Here is a 25,637-nt window from a genome sequence, read left to right on the forward strand (position 1 = left end):
TCAGCTACCATTCTGCTCTTGCACTCGGCTGCACATTTAATTCCGAAAATTCCTTTGCAAGATATTTGTGATAAGCCGTAATAGCGATCATACCTGCATTGTCGGTGCAATATTCAAACGAAGGAATAAACGTTTTCCAGTGATGCTGCTCTCCCATTTCTGTAAATGCTTTTCTTAAACCACTGTTGGCACTAACGCCACCTGCTAAACAAATTTGTTTAATGCCTGTTTGATTTGATGCTTTTTTCAGCTTGTTGAGCAAGATAGAAACAATGCGTTGTTGAACCGATGCACAAATATCATTAAGGTTATCTTCGATAAATTTCTTTTGCTCTTCTTCGCTTTTCAGGAATTCTTCTTTATAAACAAGACTTGTTCCTGCATTACGAAGGAAATAGAGAATGGAAGTTTTTAAGCCACTGAAACTGAAGTTCAGCTCAGGTATTTGCGGTTCAGGAAATTTGAACCGATCTGGATTGCCAAGCTGTGCATACTTATCGATCAATGGGCCACCGGGATAAGGCAGTCCCAACAACTTTGCTGTTTTATCAAATGCTTCGCCTGCTGCATCATCAATTGTTTCGCCAAGCACTTTCATTTGCGTTGCACTTTCGCATAACACAATTTGTGTATGCCCGCCACTCACTGTTAAACACAGAAAAGGGAAAGTAGGTTTTTCTTCCGGTATTAAATTCGCCAACACATGCGCCTGCATATGATGCACAGCAATCAACGGAACATCCAATGCAAGTGAAAGTGATTTGGCAAACTGTGCCCCTACCAGTAAAGAACCGATCAATCCAGGTGCCTGTGTAAATGCAACGGCACTGAGTTCTGTTTTCTCAACGCCTGCTTTCTTCAATGCCTCATCAACAACCGGTACAATATTCTGCATATGTGCACGACTCGCAAGCTCTGGTACCACACCGCCGTATTGCTCGTGCACAGCCTGTGTTGCAATTACATTGGAAAGTATAACACCGTCACGGCAAACAGAAGCCGAGGTTTCGTCGCAGGAAGATTCAATAGCGAGGATTGTGATCAAAACAGGAATGAAGAATTAGAAATTAAAATTGAGAAATGCAAAAATACAGCAACCTGCCTATTCATCTTTGATTACTCATCACTCATTTTATTTACTTCTTATCGCCACCACCGGATCCATCTTTGCAGCAATAAATGCAGGAATAATACCCGCCAATATGCCTGTAAGAATACAAACAGCGACAGCGCCAAGAAATAAACCGATTGAGATAAATACTTTGAATTTAAATACGGCTGAAAGAATAAATGTCAATCCAAATACAAGTGCTAATCCAATAATGCCGCCCAGCACACAAAGAAAGGCGCTCTCCATTAAAAACTCTGCAAGAATAGTTCTGCGTTTGGCACCGATGGCTTTCTTTAAACCAATAATGCTTGTACGTTCACGAACAGTTACAAACATGATATTTGCCACACCAAAAATGCCCACAATGAATGACAGGATTGTAATTGCAATACCACCAATGGTCATACCATTAAAAATAGAAGTGATCTGTGTGGCACCACTGCTCACATCATTCAATGCAAAATTGTCTTCCTGCTTTGGATTTAGTTTACGCACACTACGCATTACACCACGCAATTCATTCTTCATATCATCAGTTGGCACATTCTCTTTTCCCTTCACGATCATAAAACCATCACTGCGGCTTTCATTGCCCACCTGGCTTGCAAAACGATAAGGAATAATAATTACGTTATCGAAGTCCCAGCCACCCAGCATGTTTTGTCCTTGCTTTTTTACAATGCCTACCACATTTACTTTACGACCCTTAATCTCCACACTTTTTCCCAAGGCATATTCTGCTTTTTCAAACAACTTTTCAGCCACATTGTAACCCAATACCACACTGGCAGTACCGTACTCAAATTCGTTTGATGAAAGATAACGCCCCCATCCTATTTCAACTGGCTGTATGATGTTAAACTCATCTGTAACACCATACCAACTCACGCTGGCAAGGGATACATCTTTATAATCAATTGCCGAAGCATTAAAATAAGTATAAGCAACATTACCGGCTAACGACATCCGCTGTTTTACCGGAGCCATTTCTTTAAACTTGGTATTCGGCCGGTTTGCATATTTCCACCAAGGGTATTCGCCACCGCCGCCCCAGGGCCATTTCTGTACATAAATGGTGTTATTGCCAAACGATTTGAATTCGCTTTTGATACTGCTCTCCAGGCTGCCAACCGTTGCCATAACACTGATGATGCAAAAAATACCAAACGTAATCCCCAACAGGCTTAAAAAAGTCCGCAGTTTGTTCTTCCGTAACTCCTGAGTGGCAAACAGGAGGCTGTTCCAGAAAATTTCGAAGGTTTTACGCATGCCCAAATTTATACTGATTTGTCGATGCACAAAGAAAATTGTTACAAATGGAAGCGCTTGGCGGCTTACCTTTGCGGGCTTAAAAAGGCCGATAGTTCATAGTTAATAGTCTTAACCGACCCTATTATCCATTGAACTATGAGCCATGAACTTCGACATGAAATTTACAAACGAAATCAATCGCCGCCGCACATTCGCCATCATCTCTCACCCCGATGCCGGTAAAACAACCCTTACCGAGAAGTTGCTGTTATTTGGTGGCGCTATCCAGGTGGCTGGGGCCGTAAAAAGCAATAAGATCAAAAAACACGCAACGAGTGACTTTATGGAGATCGAACGGCAGCGTGGTATCTCCGTGGCTACATCGGTAATGACTTTTGAATACAACGGCACCCTGATCAACCTGCTGGATACTCCCGGTCACAAAGACTTTGCAGAAGATACATACCGTACGTTAACAGCAGTTGACAGCGTTATTCTTGTAATCGATAGTGTGAATGGTGTGGAAGATCAAACCCGTCGTTTGATGGAAGTGTGCCGCATGCGTGATACACCGGTGATCGTATTCATCAACAAAATGGATCGTGATGGTAAGAATCGGTTTGACCTGTTGGAAGAAGTGGAAAAAGAACTGAACCTGCATTTACATCCGATGACATGGCCGATCAACAGTGGAAAGGATTTCAAAGGTGTATATGATCTCGATAAAAAATCATTGGTATTATTTACACCCAATACAAAAGCAAGCGATGAAGATGTGGTAGAGATCAAAGACCTGTCAACTTCTGTGCTCGATGAAAAAGTAGGCGAAATCGATGCAAAAACATTGCGTGAAGATGTGGAACTGGTTGATGGGGTGTATGGAGATCTTGATACAGCTGAATACCTGAAAGGAAAAGTAGCGCCTGTGTTCTTTGGTAGTGCGGTTAATAATTTTGGTGTGAAAGAAATGCTCGATACGTTTATCCGTATTGCTCCATTACCACAAAGCCGTGAAACTTCTACCCGACATCTAGATGTGCAGGAAGATAAATTCAGTGGTTTTATTTTTAAGATCCATGCCAACCTTGATCCTAAACACCGTGACCGCATTGCGTTCCTTCGTGTATGCAGTGGTAAGTTTGAACGTAACAAATACTTTCATCATGTGCGTTTAGATAAGGATGTGCGTTTCAGCAATCCTTATTCCTTTATGGCACGCCAGAAAGATGTGATAGAAGAAGCTTATCCCGGTGATGTGGTGGGTTTGTTTGATACGGGTAATTTTAAAATCGGTGATACCTTAACTGAAGGAGAAAATTTTTACTTCACAGGTATTCCTTCTTTCTCTCCTGAATTGTTTAAAGAAGTGATCAACAAAGATCCGATGAAGACGAAGCAGCTGGAGAAAGGGTTGATGCAGTTAACGGATGAAGGTGTTGCTCAGTTGTTCACACAGTTTGGCGGTAACAAAAAGATCATTGGTTGTGTAGGTGAACTTCAGTTTGAAGTAATTCAATATCGTTTGTTGCAGGAATATGGTGCCAGTGCCGAGTTCAGGGCCATGCCGTACTACAAAGCCTGCTGGATCACCAGTAAGGATCAAAAGAAACTGGATGATTTCACCCGCTTCAAAACAAATAACATTGCAGCGGATAAAGACGGGCATTTAGTGTACCTGGCGCAGAGTGAATGGTTCTTAAATACAGAGCGGCAGAATAATCCTGATATTGAGTTTCACTTTACGAGTGAGATACATAAAGAAGGATAAAAGAAGCACGAACCACTCTATTTCTTAATTGCAGCTTGTGGAATTGCGATGTCAGATTAAAAGCAGCAGCAATTTGTAATGATACTTTTCGAATCAGAACGCTTATACGTACAGCCTTACACAAAGGATGATACAGATATTTTCTTTGCATTGAATGGAGATGCAGAGATCATGCAGTATATCCGTGAGCCAAAAACGAAAGAACAAAGTGATGCGTTTCTCGAAGAGAACCTGAAATTTTATAACGAACATCCCGGCCTGGGACGATTTGCCGTGTTTACAAAAGATGAACACAGTTTTGCCGGTTCCTTCTCACTCCTGTCTATCGACAACAGCGAAAATATTCATCTTGGTTATGCATTGCTGAAACCCTTTCATGGAAAAGGATTAGCAACTGAATTAGTAAAAGCTTCGTTTGATTATGTATTCAGCACAATTCCAAATGAAAAAGTACACGCATTAACGGTGGCAGAAAATATTGGCTCGCAGAAAGTTTTACTGAAATGTGGTTTTACGTTTATTACTACGATGGATCATGAGGGTGATGAAGTGATGGTGTATGAGCTGGCAAGGAACAAGCCACAAGGTTCAGGTAACAAGGATAAGACTCACCATTAAAAGAAATCCAACATCAGCCATCTTAAATCAGAAATACTGTTAAACCTTCCCAATCTTCTCCATCATCTTCTCCACTAACTTATAAGTAGCAGGGCAATACTCCACATTCTGTTTGTACACATGCACCCACTCTGTAAAATTCTTTTTGGTGTGATGAGGGAATGTGGCGCAATCAACAGGACGTATCTCGTAAATAGAACATTTATTATCGGTCAGGTTGAGGAACTGGCAGGGTTGCTTTTTGTTCATCATATCACCTGTACTGCGTTCTTTGTACAACCACTTTGCTGTAAACTCTTCCGGTGTTTGATCGAAATGAGCAGAAATACGTTTAATGTCCTGTTTAGTGAAAGTAGGCGTCATGGTTTTGCAACAATTTGCACATGCAAGACAATCTGTTTCTGCCCACACTTCTTTGTCCATTTCCTTTGCTATCTTATCAACGCCTTTTGGTTTTACAGTTTCCAATCGGGTAAGGAAATAACGGAAACGACGACGGTTAGTGTTCATTAAACGCTTAAAGAAAGGAAGGTGCATGGGCTTCGATGATTGCATACAGGGATTGATTATTAAGCAGCGAATATAATGAGCAATTGGCAATTGACAATAAGCAAAGGAGGAATAGGCAATTGGCAATAGTTAACTCGCAATTGAAAATCTAAAATCAAAATCTTCTTACCTTCCAACCTTCAACCGTGTTTGTATTATGTGGGATCCGTATAAAAAAGGATTTAAAGCTTACTTGCAACTCGAACGATCATTGAGCGAAAACTCAGTGGAAGCTTATCTGCATGATGTGGAGATGCTTACGCAATACCTGCAAACAACAAGTGATCTTAAGAACCCATCTGAACTTGTATTGAAAGATCTGCAGCAGTTCATTAAATGGATCGCTGAGTTGGGTATGAGTCCGGGCAGCCAGGCAAGGATCATCTCCGGGCTCCGGCAATTCTATAAATACTGTTTGCTTGAACAGATCAGCACAACCGACCCCACTGCTTTGCTTGAAGCACCAAAGCTGAAACGAAGTTTACCTGATACATTGAGTTATGAAGAGATCGAAAGCATGATCAACAAGATCGACCTCAGTAAACCGGAAGGTGGCCGTAACAAAGCCATTCTTGAAACAATGTATAGTTGCGGTTTACGTGTAAGTGAAGTGGTGAATTTAAAGCTTTCTAACCTTCATCTTGATGTGGGTTTCATTCGTGTAATTGGTAAAGGTGATAAAGAACGGTTAGTACCGATTGGCAGCAGTGCCGTTAAGTACATTACCCTCTATGTGAAAAATATCCGTGTGCATGTGCAGCCAAAAAAAGGAAAGGAAGATTTTGTTTTCCTCAACAGGTATGGCAGTGAGTTGACTAGAGTCATGATCTTCCTCATCATTAAACAACTGGCGGCGCAGGCAGGCATTACAAAAAACATTTCACCACATACCTTTCGTCATTCATTTGCCACGCATCTTGTTGAAGGTGGCGCCGATCTGCGTGCTGTACAGGAAATGCTGGGGCATGAAAGTATTACCACAACAGAGATCTATACCCATCTCGACAGAGAATATCTCCGCAAAACGCTGGAGAAATATCATCCCGGATTTGGTAAAAAATAATCAAGTGTTCAACATCTGTTTCTTTGGATACCTGATGTGTTGTAATTATATTTAGCAATATGATACAACGTATTTGCAGCAGCCTCGCCCTACTCTTTCTTTTCATGACGATTTGTTTTGCGCAAAACAGGCGTGCAGCAAATATGGAAGTGATCGCATATTACTCCGGAGGTAGCGAGGGCATCGACAAATACAAAGTTGAAGAACTAACACAGATCATTTTTTCATTTGGACATCTGAAAGGAAACCGATTGCATATCAGCAATGCAAGAGATACGGGCAGAATTCAAAAGCTGGTATCGTTGAAACAGCGTAACCCAAAACTAAAAGTATTGTTGTCACTCGGTGGCTGGGGCGGATGTGCACCATGTTCTGATGTTTTTTCAACTGTTGAAGGAACAAACGAATTTGCTTTATCCGTAAAACAATTACTTGATTATTTTAAAGCCGATGGCATTGATCTCGATTGGGAATACCCGGCTATTGAAGGTCATCCGGGTCATGCTTATAAAAAAGAAGACAAAGCTAATTTCACTTCGCTGGTGCAGGCACTACGAAATACATTAGGCGAAAAAGCAATTATCAGTTTTGCTGCGGGTGGTTTTGATAAATTTTTACAGGAATCGATCGACTGGCAATCTGTAATGCCGGTGATCAACTATGTGAACCTCATGAGTTATGATCTTGTAAGTGGCTTCAGTACAGTTACCGGCCATCATACCCCACTCTATTCAAATAACACACAAAAGCAATCAGCTGATAATGCTATTCGTTATTTTGATTCAATAAAAGTTCCTTTACAAAAAGTAATTATCGGTGCTGCTTTTTATGCACGCACATGGGAAAATGTGAAAGATGTAAACAATGGTTTGTACCAACAAGGAAATTTTAAACACTTCATTTCATACAGCCAGTTTGATCAACGTTTGAATAAAGACAGTGGCTTTGTCTATTACAGGGATAGTATTGCGAAAGCGCCCTATGCTTACAATAAACGCACAAATACATTTGCCACATTTGATGATGAAGCATCAGTTGCTGAAAAAGTGAAGTATGTAAAACAACATCAACTCGGCGGAATCATGTTCTGGGAGTTATCACTTGATAAACCTGTGAACGGCTTACTCAGTATAATTAATAAAGAGAAAAATAAATAATTCCAGCAATTAAACCGGGAAAAACATCAGTAAACTTTTCACCTGTTCCCTTATACGTTCAACAGCCGTGGAGCGATATTTGAATTCAACGCCGTGTATCTCAGTCATTAATTTTTCAAGCTTTGCTGCACTACTATACAAATGCTTCATAGAATAAAGCTTGCTGTTTTGCAACGTGAACGGTATGGATATATCCAACCTGTTGGCATAGTAACGGCTTCCTAATTGAAACTGCATCCGATAACTGTTTGAGATGGTTCCGGGTTCAAAGATCAGGATCATATCATGCAGCTTGTCGAAGCGCCAACTCTTTTCGTAAAAAAGAAAATTAAATACTTGTAATTGATACGAAGGATGAATAAAAATGGCATCCCTGCCTGCTGCCTGCAGGGATGCCAAACTGATCACATCTTCTCCTAACTTGTCTTGCAGCTCTTTTGAAATTTCAGCGGTATTGAATAAAAACATATTTATCATTAAGGGATATCAGAAAATCTTAACGGAATTGCATTTCACCTTCGCCATTTACAACGGCGGCTTCTGTGGTTACATGATTAAAATGAGCAAACCTGGTTTCAATATCTTTCATAGCCATAATCATTTCTTTCGAGAGTTGTTCACGCTCATCAAGTTTGTTTTGTAACAATTCTATTTGCAACGAGAGTTCATCTTTTTCACGAATAAGCTCAGCGATGGTTTGCTCTTTTTCGTGTAACTGTTTACCCAGCAACGTAAGCGATGATTCAAACGCCTGTGATCTTTCTTTCCATTCTGTTTCCTTTTGCTCAAGTGAAGAATTGGCTGCCCGAAATTGTTCTTCGAGCTCCTTTTTCTCCTCCGCTAATTGCTGCAGAACCACAATATCGTCTTCAACCATTCGCTTTTCCTGTTGCAGCCTGGCAATATTTTCATTCAACCGTTCATTGCTTACAAGCAATTGTTCATACGAATAGGTATCACGAAGAATAGCCGTTAAGTGATCTCTGAATTCTTCAACCTTTTCTGCAACCTGTGTTGCATGTATGCGGGTGGCAGTAATGCCAGCCTTTTGTACAAGAATATCTTCATTTATGTTTTTTGTTGCCTCAACCGCATTTAACTGTTGTTTCAAACGTTCTACTTCGTCTTCTAATGACTTTTCCCGTTCGGTTGTTTTAGCAAGCAACACCTGTTGCTGCAATTGCTCAACCTGAGATCTTGCTTCTGAAAGCTCAGCCCCAAACTTTTCTTTTAATCTTTCTGCTTCCGCCAATTGATCATGCAGTTGTACTTCAAACTTCTGCTTGTCTTGCTGAAATTGCTCAAGCAACGACTCCTTTGAACTGCTGTTCTCCTTTAATTGTTCGTATGCATCCTTTGCATTTAATTTTTCCTGCTCTGTATTACGTAATTGCTGCTCAAGTTCAAGCAGGCTACGTTCCTGCCTTGCTATTTTATCCTGCAGGTTCTGTAATATCTGCTGACCCGCTTCGGTTTCAACATCGTCATCACCTGTAACGTTACCTTGCCGCAACTGTTCAATATGTGTTAATGCCTTAGCATATTGCACCTGCAGCTCCATATGTCTTTTTTCTGCAGCTTTCAATTCGTCGTGTAACATTAACTCAGCTTCTTCCTTGCGTAATATTTCTGAGCTGAATTTATTTTGCAACGTTTCCAATTCAAGCTGAAGCTCTTCTGTTTCATTTGTGCCTGACTTTGAACGGTATTTATCGAACAAAAGTTTCGCCAGGTAACCTGTTGCCAATGCCAGCAAAATGGTTAAAAGTAATTCAGGTGTGTTTAAGGAATAAATTGTTCCGGGTATCACATAAAAATTCATGGTAAATCCTCCTTTATACAAGTTTCATTGCTACAGATCTGTCAGGGGTAAAACGTTCAACAAAAGGGATTTGCGGGAGTTATCAGCTAAAAAGCAAATATCAAACCAAACTAATTTTATGTGGATAACAAAAAAGGCCGCAAAAAGCGGCCCGTTTATAAGTGTTCTCAGCTTTGCTTTTATTGCACAACAATTTTAATGCTTTGCAGAAGTTTCTTTTGTTCATCTGTTATCTGAACAATATACATACCGGGCATAATTTTGTCGTTTAAATGTATCTGCTCTATTTCCCCTTTGCCACTGATCTGTTTTTGAAAACTGTAAAATAATTGGCCTGTTGCACTTAACAAACGCAATTGATAAAGACCAGGTTTTACATTGGGAAATGAAATGTTGATGATACCGGAGGCGGCGATTGGATTGGGATAAACTGAAATTGATTTATTGTGGTTGATATTCTTTTCAATTTCTGTTTTCTGAGATATATTGGTTACTTTAATACCGGCTAAAGAGCAGATGAAACTTCCATATTGGTTTTCTTGCTGATAGCAACCTGAAATCAGTCTTCTACATGCAATGACTTTACCCGTAACAACTACCTCATTTAATTCAATATATGCAGGCTCTAATTTTATCTCGCCTTTGTCTTGCTGAATCGCTTTCAAACTCACTTCCTTTGCTTTATACCCAACAGCAGAGACCTTGATCATAAAATCATTTGATTTCAGCGAATCTGTTTCCAGTATTCCAAACTCATCGGTGGTAAAAAAAACTGATTTGTCGGATTTTATTGATCTCGCTTCAATACTAGCGTTACTCACTGCTAATAGATTATTTGCATCCTTCACAACAATTTTTCTGTGATGGATCCTCTTTGTTGTGATGAGTACAACTCCGTTTGATGCACGACAACCATAGATAGCAGCATAAGCATCTTTCAAGACAGTTACCTCAAGAATATCAGCCGGGTTGATTGATTTGATTTCACCTGCCTCATATGGAATACCATCTACAACAAACAAGGGTTGATTGTTGAAAACACTACCGGTTCCACATCGAATCCTGATATTTGAGGATTTTGCTTGACTTACATTAACCAATCCGCTGTCCCTTAACGGACAAACTTGTGCTTCTGAGAAAATAGCTACAAACAAAGTAGCAATGATGAGTATACCTGGTTTCATAAACTGTTATTTATTGTATGGAGATTTTTGTTGTTTGAATAAGCTTCTTCTGTTCATCTAAAACCTGCACATAATAAATTCCAGTAACAATATTTTCACTTAAATGTATTTGCTCTGTTTCGCCCCTACCGCTGATCTGTTTTTGAAAACTATAAACCAATTGACCCGTTACACTCAGTAATCGTAATTGATAAAGGCCGGGCTTTACATTTGGGAATGACACATTAATTGTTCCTGATGCTGCAACAGGATTGGGATAAATTTTTACTTTAGCCGGCAGCAATGAATCAAGCAGAGAAATTCTTTTGCTTGTTCTAATAGCAACAGCACCTCCAACACCGCCCTTACGTACAGCAGTGTATCCAACCACAACCACTCCTGACATATCCATTGTCGCAGCTTTCATTTCAGTAGTTATTTCGCCAATCTTATTCAAATCTGAAGCTTTTATTTCTATTGTTTCATAACCAATGCTGCTGTATTGTACAATTGAAGATTTAGAATGTATTTGTAATGTAAATTTCCCATTGGAATCTGTCGCAACACCAAGGTTAGTTCCCTTGATCAAAACAGATACGCCACCTAATGGTTCCTTTGATACCTGATCAATAACTTGGCCTTTGATTCTAATATATGGTTGCTCGTTTGAATAACTTATACCGCCGAGTCTCCCAGATAAAGCCTGCCCAATATTAATTTGCTTAGGCTCACATGTAACTTTTGGCATACGTTCTTTAAACTGTCCTTTCGCTTTTGTTGCAAATAAAAATGCCGGCAACATCAAACCCGCTGCATATTTCAAAAAAGAAGAAGCAGGTTTCAATTCAATTTTCTGGATCGGTCTGTCTAATTGATCATCCGTAAAACGGCCACAGGCAGTTCCATTGTAATTATTAAAGAAGGAAATGATCTCTTCATCTGATTGTGTTGTAAAATCAACGACATTCTTTTGACAGGATGAACAAAATCGTCCCCGCTCAACAGGCGTCATCTTATTCCAGTCTTCATGACAGGGATCAGCAATGCTGAGGTATAATTTTTCGCTCATAGCAGTTTGGTTTGAAGTTGAATGAATTGGTTTATTGGTTAAGGTCAGGCCGCTCAAAGCGGCCTGACCCCGGTGATGAATTTAATCTATCACTACACTCTCATCACGCTTGGTTTGTTTCTTTGCCAATGTTTGTACATTCTGCACAAGCTTTATAAATTCAGCACGGTAACCTTCTTTATCAGTACCCACTGCGGCATTGGCCTGGCGGATCACTTTTTCATACGTTGCATTGCCTTTAAATTCAGAGTTGCGTAACAGCATACCAAACTGTGCAACAGCAGTGGCAAAGCGGAAGTTCTCTGATGTTTTCTCATATGGTATCTTTTCATCGAGCAAAGGATGAACGATCAGTTTACTTTCATTTCCGTCAGGTTCTTTGTAGCGAAATTTGATCGTCATGATCTCATTCTTCAATCCGCTCTTTTTACTTTTGATTGTTTGTTGGTATTTTAATTCATCCACATCTTCAATAAAATCACTTTCAACACCAACCGGAATAATTTCATACAAAGCCGTAACAGTATGACCACTTCCTAATTCACCGGCATCTTTTTTATCGTTGTTGAAATCTTCTTTATTGAGTAAACGGTTTTCGTAACCAACCAAACGATATGCCTGCACCAATGCCGGATTAAATTCAACCTGCAGTTTTACATCTTTTGCAATGGTGAACATGGTGCCGCCAAATTCATTCACCAATACTTTCTTGGCTTCATTCATTCCATCGATGTAAGCATGATTGCCATTGCCTTTATTCGCCAGCTTCTGCATCTTATTGTCTTTGTAGTTTCCCATACCATAACCAAGCACAGTTAAGAACACACCGCTCTTACGTTCTTCTTCAATCAAACGTTCCATGGCATCATCGCTGCTCATGCCCACATTAAAATCTCCATCGGTACAAAGGATCACACGGTTGTTACCGCCTTTTTTGAATTGTTCTTTCGCCACATTATACGCAAGCTTAATACCTGCACCACCTGCAGTAGAACCACCGGCTTCCAATTTATCAATGGCAGCCATAATTTTTTCTTTCTGGATTCCACTTGTTGATGGCAATACCAATCCTGCCGCCCCTGCATACACGACTATCGCCACATGATCCTGCTCACGCAACTGATCAACCAATAATTTCAGAGAAGCTTTTACCAGCGGCAATTTGTTTGCATCGCTCATTGATCCACTTACGTCAATTAAAAACACAAGATTTGATGGGGGAAGATTTGTTGTAGCAATTTCTTTTCCCTGTAAACCAACCATCACGAGTTTATGCTCTTTGTTCCACGGGCATACACTCATTTCAGTATTTATGCTGAACGGATCGTTGCCTGTTGGTTGCGGATATTTATACTTGAAATAGTTGATGAACTCTTCAACACGCACAGCACCTTCAGCAGGCATTTGTCCGTAGTTAATCATTCGACGTACATTACTGTAAGAAGCACCATCCACATCAATAGAAAAAGTGGAAAGCGGTTCATCTGTTACTTTACGAAAACGGTTTTCGGTAATACCATCGTAGTCTTCGGTGTTGTAAGCTTTATCTGCATGAACAGACACCCCAGCTACTCTTCCCTGAAGCGCACTGGGAGGGAGAGTATAACCATATATTGCTGAAGGTGCATTTTGAGTTACCATCTTTTTCTTTTGTGTTCCGTAACCAATCACCACCACTTCTTCCAGTTTTTGTAATGATGGTTTTAATTTAACACTTACAGTCTGCTGATTATTCAATTTCACCTCCTGTGTTTCGTAACCAACATACTGAAACAAGAGTGTGCTTTTTGCCGATGCAACTTTTATACTGAAACTTCCGTTGGCATCGGTAGCGGTTCCATTCTTTTGTCCTTTTTCTGTAACTGTAACACCAGCTAATGCAGCACCGGTGTCGTCTGTTACTTTACCTGTAACAAGTACCGGTTCATAAAATGCGGTGCTGAACATGGCAGCAATAAAAACGAGTGTGGTGAATATGTAACGCATAAGTTAAGATTTGGGAATAGGATGCAACCATTTTCAGAATTACACAACAACTCCAAAAAATATTTTTACCTAACTTCCCGCCTCAACCTGTTTGGCTTGGCATTTATAAAGGCAAAAGATGAAACCACATTAACTGACGCAGAGCTGGTACAACTGTACCGGACGAATGCTGATTTGAATGTGCTCAGTAATCTTTATCAGCGATATATGGACCTGATCTATGGTATTTGCCTAAAGTACCTGAAAGACCCTGAAGCGGCCAAGGATGCAGTGATCAATATTTATGAAGAGCTGATCGCCAAACTGAAGCAGCACGAAGTGAGTAATTTCAAAAGCTGGTTATACACGCTAAGCCGCAACCACTGTCTGATGCAGCTAAGGAAAGAAAAAGGCCATCATACGGTAGAAATCCCTGAAACGTTTATGCAAAACGGCGAATTAATGCATCCAGATGCCGTAGAGCAAAAGGAAGAACAGCTCAACAGCATGGAAAAATGCCTTAACCAACTGCCGGCAGAACAAAAAACCTGTGTTACTTTGTTTTACCTGCAGGGAAAATGTTACAACGATATAACCGAGCAAACAGGCATTGAATGGAATAAAGTGAGAAGTTATATACAAAATGGACGAAGAAATTTGAAACTTTGTATGGAGAAAAATGCAGCCGATGATATTTAGTTATCAGTAAAAAGTAAAAAGATCAACTACAACGCACACGATATTGAACGCTACCTCAGCCGGCAAATGAATGCTGCCGAGATGCATGCCTTTGAACGGGCCATGATGGACGATCCTATGCTGGCCGATGCTGTGGATGGTTATCAACCCGTAATTGGCAAACGGGATATTGATGCCGATCTTGCTGAGTTAAAAACAAAACTCAATCCCAAAAAAGAAAACGGGAAAGTGATCATGGGCTTCTTCCGCCCGTGGATGAGTGTGGCTGCAGGTCTTGTTATTGTGTTGACAGCAGTACTGTTTTATCGTTATCAAAACCAAAACTCACCTGCTGAAATAGTTGCCGTGAAGGAACAAAAAACAGCAGATACAATTCCTGCAATAAAAGAAACAGTTGTTGATTCAACTACGGTTGCAATCAATGAAACAAAACCAGTGCAGGACATTGCTGTTACACCAAAAGTTTTACCACAGAAAAAAAGTAAACCGGCCAAAGACATTGCTGCTTTAGCAGACGACAGAAGTGATTTCGCAAAATCGGAGCCAACAGCCGCTCCACCGGTTTTAAATGAAGTTGTGATTGCGCCACCCTCTCCCAAACCAGCAGCTGCATTGGAAAAAAAGAACGAGGTTTTCAATTATAGTACTGATCGATCCGAAATAAAAACAAGAGCAAAATTGCCACCACTCAATAAGTTTACCGGGGTTGTGGTTGATGAAAACAATAATCCCCTGCCCTTTGCAAATATTACAGAAGTAAAAAGTCGTGTTGGAACTTATGCTGATGCCAAAGGCAATTTTACCATGATTGCAGCCGATTCGGTTATAAATATTGAAACACGATCAGTAGGTTACAGTAACGCAAATGTGTTGTTGCGTAATAACCAGCAACAGAAAATTGTGTTGAAAGACGAAGCTGTAACTGCAGGCGCACCCACCCGTGATCAGTTGTTTGAGCGGAACCGTAACCGTACGTCGGTGATGAAAGAAGAAGTAACAGAAATGGAAAGTGAACCGGCAGATGGGTGGGACAAATATTCAACCTACGTACTCAACAATCTCCGTACGCCTGACATTAATGATAAACGCAGGTTCAACGAAACCCAATTACAAAAGGAAGTGGAACTGTCATTTGATGTGAATCCTGATGGCAGCATTGCCAACGTAAAAGTGGAACGCTCCAACTGCAGCACCTGCAATACCGAGGCTATCCGCATTATCAAAGAAGGGCCCAAATGGAAATCAAAAACCGGCAAAAAAGAGCGGGCACGTTTTACCGTTCAATTTTGATTTTCAGCAATTCATCAATACTTCTTCCGGCTTTCGTGCAACTCCCTACCTTTGCGTCCTAAATAATATTGTTATATGAAAAAGTTACTTCTCGTTGCCTTTTGTATGGGCGCACTTGTAATGGCAGAAGCACAGCAATTAAGAACACCACAACCTTCCACAACGCAGACAGTTAAACAGGAACTCGGTTTGGGAACAGTTGAGCTTTCTTACAGCCGTCCGAATATGAAAGGCCGTAAAATTTTCGGCGATCTGGTTCCCTTTGATAAAGTATGGCGCACCGGAGCCAACAATGCAACTACCTTAACCTTTACTGATGAAGTAATCATTGGCGGCACAAAAGTACCTGCAGGCAAATATGGTTTATTATCAATCCCTTCTGCAAATGAATGGACCATTATCATCAGCAAACAAACCGATGTTACTTCACCAGCTGCTTACAAGCAGGATATGGATGTTGTGCGTGTAAAAGCGAAACCAATGCAACTCCCCTGGAGCTTTGAAACATTTGGTATTTCGTTTGAAAACATTAAAGACAATGGTTGCGAATTAATGATGGCATGGGATAAAACATTAGTTTCTTTACCTATTACAACTGATGTGGATGGAAAAGTAATGAAGCAGATTGAAACCATTATGAAAGCTGATGCCCGTCCTTATTTTGCAGCAGCTTCTTATTATGCAAACAACGGTAAAGACCTGAACCAGGCGATTGTTTGGTTTGATAAAGCGATTGAACAAAATCCAAAAGCATTCTGGGTTTATTACCAAAAAGCAAGCGCATTAGCAAAGCTTGGTAAAAAAGCAGAAGCGATTGCAGTTTCAAACAAGTCAATTGAATTGGCAAAAGAAGCAAAGAATGATGATTATGTAGCTTTAAACGAAAAGCTGCAAAAAGATCTGAAATAAACAATCATTCCATAAACAAAAAACCTCACAGCATGCTGTGAGGTTTTTTTATGAGGTAACATCTTTATTTTACGATCGGGTAACTGTTCTGAGGTAACGCTAATGGCGGCGTAAGATCAGATGTATTGAATTTGTTCAGTGAAAAGAAACTCTTATCGCAACAATCTGTTTGTCTTGTATTGTAACTAAACAAGAGTGAATCTGTAACAGTGTTGTTCAATGAAAGATAATAGGTTGAAAAATCCTTGGTTACAGAAAATCCGGTAATATAATTGGTATCGGCAATCACCTGGAAAGAACGCTTAATGTTTTCAACTGCACCATTGCTTGTTCGCTTAGCAAGGATCTTTACATTGGCCGAATCATAACGTTTTTTCACACCACCAATAAGATCATTACCTGTACTTCCAACCAAACGGAAGGAGAATAAAGGGAGAATAGGATTTCCACAATCTGTTCTTGAGCAATCTGCACCACCACAGCGGCTACCTAAAATTGAAAAAACGATAACTGATGAAACGATCAAAAACTTATTCTTCATGGCGCAAAAATAATGTCATTTATGTAATCAGGCCTTTTCTTTACCTGTTAAAGTTTGAATGATGAGCGACAGCAGCACAACAGCCACAGCGCCAATTACATTCAACCACAGGAATGAAATAATATCGAGATAATACACACTTATTACAATCACTTCAGAGATAATTGCAGCGATAAACACCGCATTACCTTTCACCTGCTTCAGATAAAAAGCCACGAGAAAGATACCAAGTATCGTACCATAGAACCAACTGCCCAGAATATTTACGGCTTCGATTAAGCTATTACCAAGGTTGTATGCAAAGAAAGCGATGATCATACAGAAGATGCCCCATAACAGCGTGTAGATCTTCCCCCAGCGATATTCCTGCTGTTCAGTTAACGGCTTCTTTGAAAATTTCTGGTGAAAATCGCACATGGTGCACGATGCCAGTGAATTCAATGCAGCTGCAATACTACCCCATGCAGCCAGGAAAATAATGGCAATGATCAAACCCACTAAACCAGTTGGTAACACATCGCCCACAAACCGCAGAAAGATATAATTGGTATCATTTGTATCGGCATTGGGATCAGCTTTTTTGATCAGGCTTTTCATTTCTTCCCTGATGGCTTTGCCCTTTGTTTCAATTTCCTGCAATTCAGTTCTTGCTATATCAACAGCAGCCTCCTGGTTGGTTTTTCTTGCATTGGTTAAAGCAATTGCAACTGTTTTTTTCTGTTCCTGCAGCTGGTCATAATAGCTGCCTGCTTCTTTATACTCATTGGCATAACTACTTTTCAGCACCACCGCTTCCTGCGTTTTATTAAAGAAGGCAGGTGCTTTAAAGAATGAGTAATAGGCAAAAAGTAAACAGCCGATGATCAGGATCAAAAATTGCAGTGGCACTTTCACAAAGCCATTCATCAATAAGCCCAAACGGCTTTCACGTGTATCCTTGGCCGTGAGATAACGACCAACCTGGCTCTGATCTGTTCCAAAATAACTCAACGCCAAAAAGAAACCACCAATTACACCACTCCAGATATTGTAACGGTCTTTCCAATCAAACCCATCTTCGGTAACGCCGGTTGTTATTACGTTTAGTTTACCTGCTTTGCCAGCCACATGCAACGCATCAGTAAATCCTAATCCTTCCGGCAACGATGTAATGGCATAATAACCGGCAATGAACATTGCTGCGTATATGATGATGAACTGCACCTGTTGTGTATAGGCAACCGCTTTCGCTCCGCCTGTTACAGTATAGACAATCAATAAGCCACCTGTTACAATATTGGTAACATAAATGTCCCAGCCCAGCATACTGCTCAACACAAGCGATGGTGCAAAAATGCTGATACCGGTACTCAGTCCTCTTGACAATAAAAAGAGAAAGGAAGTGAATGTTCTGGTTTTAAGATCAAATCTTTTTTCTAGATACTCGTAAGCAGTAAACAGTTTGAGTTTATGAAATACAGGAACAAACACGATACATACAACGATCATAGCTAATGGCAAACCAAAATAGTATTGCACAAAACGCATCCCATCAGTATAAGCCTGTCCGGGTGCAGTTAAGAATGTAACAGCACTTGCCTGTGTACCCATGATGCTTAATAAGATCACCCACCAGGGCATTTGCCTGTTGCTGAGGAAATATCCTTCAAGTGTTTTTGAATGACGGCTGCGGTAAACGCCATACACAATAACACCCAGAAGAGTTACAATGAGAACGATCCAATCGGTGAGTTGAAAATTCATGCAAACTTTTGGGTGAAGAAATAAAAGAAAATAATCAATACAATGAGCACAACCGCAACAGCAATGTACCAGCCATTCCAGCCCGATTCGTTTTTATTTGACAAGTTGTTCATTTATTCCTTTTCATCATTACGTGGACGTAAATAATACATCATAAACAGGGCAATGCCAATGCCAAGCAGCAAACCATAGGCAATCCGCTTGCTGATGAAACCGATCAGCAAACCAAGTCCCAACCCTACTAACAATGTACGTTCAATACCTGCTTGTTTCTTTGTACTCATATTCACAGTTTCAATAAAACGCTGACGAATTTAATTCAACTGATGCAGTTGCGTCCCACTCATTACTCATCATTTATCCTTTTGGCTTCGCCAGCAAATTAGCTATTAACCTGTAAGAACCGGGCACGCCTGCAGGCAATTGACGAAAGAATGCCAGTGCCGAATATACAAATCTTCCTTTGCCATAGTCAGCAACGATCAAACTGCCGTTACGTTGCGGTTCACCTGCATCATTCATCCCGAAAAGAGATGTAAACTTCGCATCGATATTATCTGCTTCGTACACACTACGTTCCTGCACCCACCCATCAAAATCTTTTTCTGTGATCTTGTTTGGATAATTCATTACAACATGATTTGGAGCAAGGAAATTCACTTTTGCATTTTCTTCCGTTACACGATTCCTCGAAATAACAAACGGATACGGAGATATTTTCGAACGCAACTGACCTAATTGATTGCTCGTGTTATACTGCATCAGCAATACACCGCCTTCTTTTACATATTGCATCAACTCATCGTATGCATTACTCAACCATTCATGAATATTGTAAGCACGGATACCTGTTACGACCGCATCGTATTGTTTCAGGTTGGCATAAGTTACTTTGTCCTCTGTTAGAATTTCAACCGTGTAACCTAATTGTTGCAGACTGTATGGAAGAAAATCACCGGCACCATTAATATAACCGATCTTCTTGCCAACGATTTTTACATCAGCCGTTACAACTTTTGTAACTGCATCAGGGAAATAAGTGATCACCGGGATATGATCGTATTGAATTTTGCGGACACGTTGCTTATTGATGAACGAAACTCCCGATGAATAATTAGGTTGTACAAATCCTGAAAGGCCGTTGCTGAATTTTTCAGGTCTTACTTTAATATTCAAATGATAGTCGTTTCCTTTCACGAATTCAAACTTTCCATTGTCAGGAATTACTTTCCATCCATTACCGCTATTGATGGAAACAGTCCCGTTTGTTTTGATAGTTGCCTGAGGTATAAATGAAAAGCTGACCTGCTTTGACGTAGTATCCTTAAATAATAAGAGTGAATTACCTGCCTTGATCAATGCCGGTGGATACACAATGAGTTTTTCATACAACTCTCCTTTTACAGGATCGGTATGCTTGTACATCACCGGTTTTACAAATGAAAAATCCTTGCCATAAACAGAAATATGAAATACAGCAGAATAAGATGAGGGGTTTTCTGCAAGACCAATCTTTCGTTGATCATCTACCGTAAAACTTCCGGTGCTCATTGGTTTTACGATCCAGTATGGTTCAGTTACCTGCCGTTTTACAAGGATGCGTCTTGTAAAGTTTATATTTTGATTTGTTGTGAGTTGTTTATCAAATGTTGAATCTACAAAGTAAGACTGCTCACTCATTTCCTTTTTCAATGCTTCATCATACCAGCTCACTTTTGATTTCAAACTATCACGGCTTGCTAACAATGAACTGCTGTCGATCATCACACGCTTTAACAATACAGGAATGTTTGTGCGATTGATGATATTAAAGTTCACCCGCAAGCTATCGCCCGTTACTATATATTCCTGGCTGGTGCTTGCTTCCATCCATAAACCCGAACAAGCTTCAATCAGTGCTTTTACTTCGCTTAGTTTTTTTATTTTCCAATCGCCATCATTGATCTTTTCAATAGAAGTATACAATTCAACTAATGATTTAACAGATGCTGATGGATTTTGGATTGAAAAAGCGGCAACAATTTCATCGATCATTTTATTAATAGCACTACCACCTTCAAACCTGCTCCAGTCGTTAATAATTCCTTCTGCAAGATCTTGTTGTACCGGCTCACCCGCAGTAAGTGTAAAGAATTCTGTTGAAAAACCACGTTGACTCGGCACACCAAATCCCTGGCTCTTGTGCATGCTCCTGCTTTCACTGGCAATTTCGCCATAGCCTTTCCCCAGCAATGGATTAAAAGCGCCTACATCTAATTTCAATTGATCATTTGATGTGGTATTGTTTCCACCAAAATTAAATGTGTTCCAGAAAATGCGTTTTGTTTTCCATGGCTTCACGCCGTATTTGAATTGCTCAGGAAAACGGTTGGGATCAGCAGCTGCGTCAAAGGCCTCACGGGCAAGTACAGCCGAAGCAGAGTGATGACCATGCCCGGCCCTGTTATCAGGTGGGAAACGTGTAATGATCACATCAGGTTGAAACTTGCGGATCACCCAAACCACATCACTCAATATTTTTTCTTTATCCCAAATGCTTAGTGCTTCTTCGGTTGTTTTAGAAAAACCAAAATCGTAAGCACGAGTAAAGAATTGTTCAGCGCCATCAATACGCCGTGCTGCCAATAATTCCTGCGTGCGGATAAGTCCCAGTTCAATCCCCTGCTCATCACCAATGAGGTTTTGTCCGCCATCGCCTCTTGTCATACTTAAATAACCGGTGCGGTATAAACGCTCTTTGCTGAAATAAGCCAGCAGTCTTGTATTCTCATCATCGGGGTGAGCAGCTACATAGAGAACACTACCAATGACTTTTAGCTTTTTAAGTGAAAGCAGAATTTCCGCACTGTTCATTGTTTGCGGAGTTTGTGCCTTAGCCGAAAACAGTATAACTAAAGAAAGAATAAAAACGATTCCTTTTCTCATGGAAGACAATTGTTGGCTGCGAAGATAAAGTTTGCACTTAACTGCTTTTTGCCGATGGTGTAAAAGATCAAGGATTAACATTTTTGCTGCAAACATAAACCTGAGATCCTTTTATGGTTAGTTACAATGATGATCCGAAAAATAAATAAGCCAGTAAGATGGATGTGATGATGCCAACAAGATCGGCCAGTAACATTGCTCCAACTGCATAACGGGTATTTTTGATTGCAACTGAACCAAAGTAAACGGCAATCACATAGAATGTTGTGTCACTTGAACCTTGCAAAATACATGCAAGTCTTCCTGCGAAAGAATCAGCTCCAAATGTTTTCATTGTATCAATCATCATTCCTCTTGCACCGCTTCCGCTCATCGGTTTAATTAAAGCAGTTGGCAACCCATCTACAAAACGTGTATCGGTTCCTAATGCAGCAAACAAAGATTTCATTCCATTAATAATTACATCAAAGGTTCCGCTGGTACGCAGCATGCTTATTGCAATGAGCATTCCAACGATATATGGAATAATACGAACGCCTGTTTCAAAACCTCCTTTTGCCCCATCAACAAATGCATCAAACACATCAATTTTCTTATACAATGCTCCTAATATAATAGCCACAAAAAGAACAAGTATGATTCCATTGCTGAGTTTACCGGAAAAAAGCTGGGCAGTTTTTGCATCTAAGCCGGTCACATACAAAACCAGTAATGCAATAACGGCTGATATACCTACTATCCATGCAAGAATCACCGGCTGAAATACATTGATCTTTTGTTTGAACGAAACAATAAACAACGCTGCCATTGTTGCTGCAAAAGTTGCAATCATACAGGGAATAAAAATATCGGTGGGATTTTGCGCCCCCAAACCGGATCTGAATGCAATAATTGTTACAGGAATAAGCGTGAGGCCAGAAGCATGCAATGCAAGAAACATGATCTGTGAATTGGACGCCACTGCTTTATTAGGATTCAGTTCCTGTAAACTTTCCATTGCTTTTAAACCAAAAGGCGTGGCTGCATTGTCGAGATTAAGAAGGTTAGCAGAGAAATTCATCATCATATGCCCTGTTGCCGGATGACCTTTCGGCACTTCAGGGAATATCCTTGAAAAAAATGGCCAGATTATTCTTGATAATACCTGGATTCCACCTGCTTTTTCAGCAATATTCAGGAACCCCATAAACAGGGCGAGAATACCAATAAGCGGAATGATTATATCCACCACAGCATTCTTTGCTGTTTCAATAATGCCGTCAACTTTTCGCTGCAATTGCTTTTGAACTGATAAATAAGTGAAAAGCTTTAAGGATGGATTTGCCGCTTTGATAGAAGTTACTGAATCGGCCTGAAGGTTATCGGTAAGCAATACAGAAGCCTTCTGAACAGAATCAACTTTGAAATAGCCATATTCTCTTAAAAATCCGGCATATCCGGCCGAAAGTTTTTGATTAACAGGAGAACCGATAGCGAAATAAAAAACACTATCATATTTGTCAGATGATTTTCCAACTACCATCCTGTTAAAGATCTTTTCATCGCCTCCAACCATTTTTATGCCTGCCACAAGAAACGCTACAAGTATAAATGCACTCCAGATTCTGCTTAAAGCCATAAGTGATTCTGATTTAAAATTGAAGATTGCAGATTTTTACGAAACAGCCAAAACCATCTTTTCACAGGTTTCGCTGCTAAGTTGCGAAGGCTTATCTTTGCGCCTCGAAAAAAAGCAGATTAGAATTGTTGTGGTTGAAGTGTGCGACGCAAGGAACGGTGAAAAGTATTGAACAGCCGACAACAAAATCTGTAATCTAACTTCTAAAATCGTATATCGAATCATGGGTTTAAAAGCAGGTATTGTGGGTTTGCCAAACGTTGGAAAGTCGACCTTGTTCAACGCCGTAAGTAACAGCGCCAAGGCTCAGGCGAGTAATTATCGTTTTTGTACCATTGAACCGAATGTTGGTTTGGTGGATGTGCCTGATGTCCGCATCGATAAACTGGCTGAGCTGGTAGTACCCGACCGTACGGTTCCAACGCAGATCGAGATCGTTGACATTGCCGGTTTGGTGAAAGGTGCAAGTAAAGGCGAAGGTTTGGGTAATAAGTTCCTTGCCAACATCCGTGAAGTCGACGCCATCATTCATGTGATCCGTTGTTTTGAAGATGAGAATGTGTTGCGTGAGGAAGGCGCTATCAATCCTGTGAGCGATAAAGAAATAATTGATACCGAATTGCAGTTGAAAGATCTTGATACGGTTGAAAAGAAAATTCAACGTATCGAAAAACAGGCACGTGTTGGTGATGCAAAAGCAAAAGCTGAGCTGGAAGTATTACTGGCTTGCAAAGCGCATTTGGAGCAAGGCAAAAGCATTCGTGGTTTAGATCTGAACAGTGCTGAACTGGATCTCATCCAGGATTCGTTTTTCCTAACGCAGAAAAAAGTATTGTATGTGGCGAATGTGGATGAGGCCAGCATGCATACCGGAAATAAATATTCAGAGGCATTGATTGCCGCTGTGAAAGATGAAGGTGCTGAAGTGATTGTGATGAACAACAGCATTGAAGCACAGATCAGCGAAATGGAAGACCCTGACGACAAGCAATTGTTCATGGATGAATACAAGATGACGGAGCCTGCATTGAATCGTTTGATACGCACTACCTACCATCTTCTTGACCTGCAAACTTATTTCACTGCCGGTGTGCAGGAAGTTCGTGCATGGACCTTCCATAAAGGCTGGAAAGCACCACAATGTGCTGGCGTGATCCATACTGATTTTGAAAAAGGCTTTATCAAAGCCGAGGTAATTGGTTACGATGATTATGTTACTTACAAAACAGAAGCTGCGGCACGTGAAGCAGGTAAATTAAGAATTGAAGGAAAGGAATACCTGGTGAAGGACGGTGATGTGATGCACTTCAGATTCAATGTATAACAAGACTTGAAATAGTATTCCAAAAGCGGCTTAAAAGAGCCGCTTTTTTATTTGCCGTAAACTCAACAAGGCACAAAAAAATCCCCCGGAAAACCGAGGGATAATTTATTTACTGAATGGCTCTTAAAGAAACTGTTCAGCTTATGCTTTCTTAGCGTATTTTTTCTTGAACTTATCGATACGACCAGCTGTATCCACCAGGATGTTCTGACCAGTAAAGAATGGATGACTCATACTGGAAATCTCCAGTTTAATAAGAGGGTATTCGTTACCATCTTCCCACTTTACTGTTTCCTTTGAAGGTGCAGTAGAACGGGTTAAAAATGAATAGCCGTTACTCATGTCTTTAAACACTACAAAACGGTAATTAGCGGGATGAAGTTCTTTTTTCATAATTCCTGGGAGTTTTCAGCACGGATTTGGCCGTGCATTTTTTTTAAACGAAAGCGCAAAAGTAAAGATTCTGTGCTACGGAGCCAAATGAAATTTTGGATAAAATATGCCTGCCCAAAAATATTCAGCAGCGGTTTCCTGGCAATTTATTTCCTTTCATTCTGAAAAAGGCAACTTAAACTTAAACGAATGAGCTAATGTAAAGTCTGATAAAAGCAGAAATTTGCCCGATAGTACCGGTAAATACCCATTCTCTTTCAATTAATGATGGCCAAGACCAATTCCATAAAATTTCGAAATAAAGAGTATGAAAAGCACTTTTTTTATTGTTCCTTTGTCCCTCCTGTGGAATCCATAAAGTTCAATATCCGGATTATTCCATTATAAAACGAACATTATGTTGACTCACCTATTGGTAATCGGATCGATCTTTTCTTTATTTGCGAGCATTCAATGGCTAACCCGTCGCCGCAAACAGGCAAAACTCAACAATTCCGCTCAAAAAACTTTCCACCGGAAACAGGAAGCAGCAGCCTGAATTTATTACTATTCATACCTCAGCAGGTTTTCTTCACTTACAGGCATAAAAAAAGCACCGAATTGTTCTTTATAATCGCTTGCGCTTTTATACTTACTAACCCAGTGCTTCCGGAATCAGC

Annotated in this window: 22 protein-coding genes; 8 read left to right on the forward strand and 14 right to left on the reverse strand. The window is 40.3% G+C overall.

The genetic code is table 11. The features are described 5' to 3' along the window. Positions 1–4: 4 nt before the first annotated feature. Together tsaD and VK159_RS21260 are read right to left on the reverse strand one after the other, a co-directional pair. Entirely contained in the window at positions 5–1,045 is a 1,041-nt protein-coding gene (gene tsaD, locus VK159_RS21255) for a tRNA (adenosine(37)-N6)-threonylcarbamoyltransferase complex transferase subunit TsaD (RefSeq protein ID WP_324232185.1), read from the reverse strand. 87 nt (positions 1,046–1,132) lie between these two features. After that, positions 1,133–2,380, reverse strand: coding sequence for an ABC transporter permease (locus VK159_RS21260; protein ID WP_324232186.1), 1,248 nt, complete (start codon positions 2,378–2,380; stop codon positions 1,133–1,135). Positions 2,381–2,525: 145 nt separating this feature from the next. On the opposite strand from VK159_RS21260, the gene VK159_RS21265 reads away from it, so the two are divergent. Continuing rightward, positions 2,526–4,130 (forward strand): peptide chain release factor 3, encoded by a 1,605-nt coding sequence (locus VK159_RS21265; protein ID WP_324232187.1) that lies wholly within the window; start codon positions 2,526–2,528, stop codon positions 4,128–4,130. Between the two features lie 78 nt (positions 4,131–4,208). Next, positions 4,209–4,748, forward strand: a complete 540-nt coding sequence (locus VK159_RS21270) for a GNAT family N-acetyltransferase (protein WP_324232188.1) — start codon at positions 4,209–4,211, stop codon at positions 4,746–4,748. A gap of 39 nt (positions 4,749–4,787) precedes the next feature. Here the strand turns inward: VK159_RS21270 and VK159_RS21275 are convergent, their stop codons facing one another. Beyond that, complete coding sequence (locus VK159_RS21275) at positions 4,788–5,303, reverse strand: YkgJ family cysteine cluster protein (RefSeq protein WP_324232189.1); 516 nt, start codon at positions 5,301–5,303, stop codon at positions 4,788–4,790. Between the two features lie 151 nt (positions 5,304–5,454). On the opposite strand from VK159_RS21275, the gene xerD reads away from it, so the two are divergent. Both xerD and VK159_RS21285 read left to right on the forward strand, forming a co-directional pair. Continuing rightward, complete coding sequence (gene xerD / locus VK159_RS21280; protein ID WP_324232190.1) at positions 5,455–6,360, forward strand: site-specific tyrosine recombinase XerD; 906 nt, start codon at positions 5,455–5,457, stop codon at positions 6,358–6,360. Between the two features lie 59 nt (positions 6,361–6,419). Next, complete coding sequence (locus tag VK159_RS21285; RefSeq protein ID WP_324232191.1) at positions 6,420–7,517, forward strand: glycoside hydrolase family 18 protein; 1,098 nt, start codon at positions 6,420–6,422, stop codon at positions 7,515–7,517. A 9-nt stretch (positions 7,518–7,526) separates the two neighbouring features. Here the strand turns inward: VK159_RS21285 and VK159_RS21290 are convergent, their stop codons facing one another. The 5 genes from VK159_RS21290 to VK159_RS21310 form a co-directional block, all read right to left on the reverse strand. Beyond that, a complete protein-coding gene (locus VK159_RS21290; protein WP_324232192.1) occupies positions 7,527–7,985 on the reverse strand; it encodes a hypothetical protein in 459 nt (152 codons plus the stop codon). 28 nt (positions 7,986–8,013) lie between these two features. Next, complete coding sequence (locus VK159_RS21295; protein WP_324232193.1) at positions 8,014–9,339, reverse strand: hypothetical protein; 1,326 nt, start codon at positions 9,337–9,339, stop codon at positions 8,014–8,016. A 179-nt stretch (positions 9,340–9,518) separates the two neighbouring features. Beyond that, positions 9,519–10,523 carry a T9SS type A sorting domain-containing protein gene (locus tag VK159_RS21300; RefSeq protein WP_324232194.1) on the reverse strand — a complete coding sequence of 335 codons (1,005 nt, stop codon included), beginning with the start codon at positions 10,521–10,523 and terminating at the stop codon, positions 9,519–9,521. Positions 10,524–10,533: 10 nt separating this feature from the next. After that, a complete protein-coding gene (locus VK159_RS21305) occupies positions 10,534–11,571 on the reverse strand; it encodes a carboxypeptidase-like regulatory domain-containing protein (RefSeq protein ID WP_324232195.1) in 1,038 nt (345 codons plus the stop codon). An 81-nt stretch (positions 11,572–11,652) separates the two neighbouring features. Beyond that, positions 11,653–13,557, reverse strand: coding sequence for a vWA domain-containing protein (locus tag VK159_RS21310; protein ID WP_324232196.1), 1,905 nt, complete (start codon positions 13,555–13,557; stop codon positions 11,653–11,655). A gap of 96 nt (positions 13,558–13,653) precedes the next feature. Here VK159_RS21310 and VK159_RS21315 point away from each other — a divergent pair, with 96 nt between their 5' ends. From VK159_RS21315 to VK159_RS21325, 3 genes are all read left to right on the forward strand, one after another. Further along, on the forward strand, positions 13,654–14,235 hold the full coding sequence (locus VK159_RS21315) for a sigma-70 family RNA polymerase sigma factor (protein ID WP_324232197.1): 582 nt from the start codon (positions 13,654–13,656) through the stop codon (positions 14,233–14,235). Between the two features lie 66 nt (positions 14,236–14,301). After that, complete coding sequence (locus tag VK159_RS21320) at positions 14,302–15,525, forward strand: energy transducer TonB (protein ID WP_324232198.1); 1,224 nt, start codon at positions 14,302–14,304, stop codon at positions 15,523–15,525. Between the two features lie 75 nt (positions 15,526–15,600). Beyond that, positions 15,601–16,434: a DUF2911 domain-containing protein gene (locus VK159_RS21325; protein ID WP_324232199.1), complete on the forward strand. Its 834-nt coding sequence runs from the start codon at positions 15,601–15,603 to the stop codon at positions 16,432–16,434. Between the two features lie 64 nt (positions 16,435–16,498). Here the strand turns inward: VK159_RS21325 and VK159_RS21330 are convergent, their stop codons facing one another. The 5 genes from VK159_RS21330 to VK159_RS21350 form a co-directional block, all read right to left on the reverse strand. After that, positions 16,499–16,975 carry a hypothetical protein gene (locus tag VK159_RS21330; RefSeq protein ID WP_324232200.1) on the reverse strand — a complete coding sequence of 159 codons (477 nt, stop codon included), beginning with the start codon at positions 16,973–16,975 and terminating at the stop codon, positions 16,499–16,501. A 27-nt stretch (positions 16,976–17,002) separates the two neighbouring features. Continuing rightward, a complete protein-coding gene (locus VK159_RS21335) occupies positions 17,003–18,718 on the reverse strand; it encodes a sodium:solute symporter (RefSeq protein ID WP_324232201.1) in 1,716 nt (571 codons plus the stop codon). Between the two features lie 113 nt (positions 18,719–18,831). Beyond that, complete coding sequence (locus tag VK159_RS21340) at positions 18,832–19,002, reverse strand: hypothetical protein (protein WP_182801257.1); 171 nt, start codon at positions 19,000–19,002, stop codon at positions 18,832–18,834. Between the two features lie 73 nt (positions 19,003–19,075). Continuing rightward, positions 19,076–21,643 (reverse strand): PIG-L family deacetylase, encoded by a 2,568-nt coding sequence (locus VK159_RS21345; RefSeq protein WP_324232202.1) that lies wholly within the window; start codon positions 21,641–21,643, stop codon positions 19,076–19,078. 121 nt (positions 21,644–21,764) lie between these two features. Then, a complete protein-coding gene (locus VK159_RS21350) occupies positions 21,765–23,261 on the reverse strand; it encodes a nucleoside recognition domain-containing protein (protein WP_324232203.1) in 1,497 nt (498 codons plus the stop codon). A 223-nt stretch (positions 23,262–23,484) separates the two neighbouring features. Here VK159_RS21350 and ychF point away from each other — a divergent pair, with 223 nt between their 5' ends. Then, positions 23,485–24,585 (forward strand): redox-regulated ATPase YchF, encoded by a 1,101-nt coding sequence (gene ychF / locus VK159_RS21355; protein WP_182801260.1) that lies wholly within the window; start codon positions 23,485–23,487, stop codon positions 24,583–24,585. Positions 24,586–24,726: 141 nt separating this feature from the next. Here the strand turns inward: ychF and VK159_RS21360 are convergent, their stop codons facing one another. Continuing rightward, positions 24,727–24,978, reverse strand: a complete 252-nt coding sequence (locus VK159_RS21360) for a type B 50S ribosomal protein L31 (RefSeq protein WP_182801261.1) — start codon at positions 24,976–24,978, stop codon at positions 24,727–24,729. Between the last annotated feature and the right edge of the window lie 659 nt (positions 24,979–25,637).

This window comes from Lacibacter sp., from assembly GCF_035299325.1.
In the GTDB taxonomy this organism is placed as follows: domain Bacteria; phylum Bacteroidota; class Bacteroidia; order Chitinophagales; family Chitinophagaceae; genus Lacibacter.

Excerpts from the sequence above, each read along its gene's own strand:
- VK159_RS21260 (WP_324232186.1), bottom strand. The coding sequence starts at position 2,380 with ATGCGTAAAACCTTCGAAATTTTCTGGAACAGCCTCCTGTTTGCCACT.
- VK159_RS21265 (WP_324232187.1), top strand. The coding sequence starts at position 2,526 with ATGAACTTCGACATGAAATTTACAAACGAAATCAATCGCCGCCGCACA.
- VK159_RS21270 (WP_324232188.1), top strand. The coding sequence starts at position 4,209 with ATGATACTTTTCGAATCAGAACGCTTATACGTACAGCCTTACACAAAG.
- VK159_RS21275 (WP_324232189.1), bottom strand. The coding sequence starts at position 5,303 with ATGCAATCATCGAAGCCCATGCACCTTCCTTTCTTTAAGCGTTTAATG.
- xerD (WP_324232190.1), top strand. The coding sequence starts at position 5,455 with ATGTGGGATCCGTATAAAAAAGGATTTAAAGCTTACTTGCAACTCGAA.
- VK159_RS21285 (WP_324232191.1), top strand. The coding sequence starts at position 6,420 with ATGATACAACGTATTTGCAGCAGCCTCGCCCTACTCTTTCTTTTCATG.
- VK159_RS21290 (WP_324232192.1), bottom strand. The coding sequence starts at position 7,985 with ATGTTTTTATTCAATACCGCTGAAATTTCAAAAGAGCTGCAAGACAAG.
- VK159_RS21295 (WP_324232193.1), bottom strand. The coding sequence starts at position 9,339 with ATGAATTTTTATGTGATACCCGGAACAATTTATTCCTTAAACACACCT.
- VK159_RS21300 (WP_324232194.1), bottom strand. The coding sequence starts at position 10,523 with ATGAAACCAGGTATACTCATCATTGCTACTTTGTTTGTAGCTATTTTC.
- VK159_RS21305 (WP_324232195.1), bottom strand. The coding sequence starts at position 11,571 with ATGAGCGAAAAATTATACCTCAGCATTGCTGATCCCTGTCATGAAGAC.
- VK159_RS21310 (WP_324232196.1), bottom strand. The coding sequence starts at position 13,557 with ATGCGTTACATATTCACCACACTCGTTTTTATTGCTGCCATGTTCAGC.
- VK159_RS21320 (WP_324232198.1), top strand. The coding sequence starts at position 14,302 with ATGAATGCTGCCGAGATGCATGCCTTTGAACGGGCCATGATGGACGAT.
- VK159_RS21325 (WP_324232199.1), top strand. The coding sequence starts at position 15,601 with ATGAAAAAGTTACTTCTCGTTGCCTTTTGTATGGGCGCACTTGTAATG.
- VK159_RS21330 (WP_324232200.1), bottom strand. The coding sequence starts at position 16,975 with ATGAAGAATAAGTTTTTGATCGTTTCATCAGTTATCGTTTTTTCAATT.
- VK159_RS21335 (WP_324232201.1), bottom strand. The coding sequence starts at position 18,718 with ATGAATTTTCAACTCACCGATTGGATCGTTCTCATTGTAACTCTTCTG.
- VK159_RS21340 (WP_182801257.1), bottom strand. The coding sequence starts at position 19,002 with ATGAGTACAAAGAAACAAGCAGGTATTGAACGTACATTGTTAGTAGGG.
- VK159_RS21345 (WP_324232202.1), bottom strand. The coding sequence starts at position 21,643 with ATGAGAAAAGGAATCGTTTTTATTCTTTCTTTAGTTATACTGTTTTCG.
- VK159_RS21350 (WP_324232203.1), bottom strand. The coding sequence starts at position 23,261 with ATGGCTTTAAGCAGAATCTGGAGTGCATTTATACTTGTAGCGTTTCTT.
- ychF (WP_182801260.1), top strand. The coding sequence starts at position 23,485 with ATGGGTTTAAAAGCAGGTATTGTGGGTTTGCCAAACGTTGGAAAGTCG.
- VK159_RS21360 (WP_182801261.1), bottom strand. The coding sequence starts at position 24,978 with ATGAAAAAAGAACTTCATCCCGCTAATTACCGTTTTGTAGTGTTTAAA.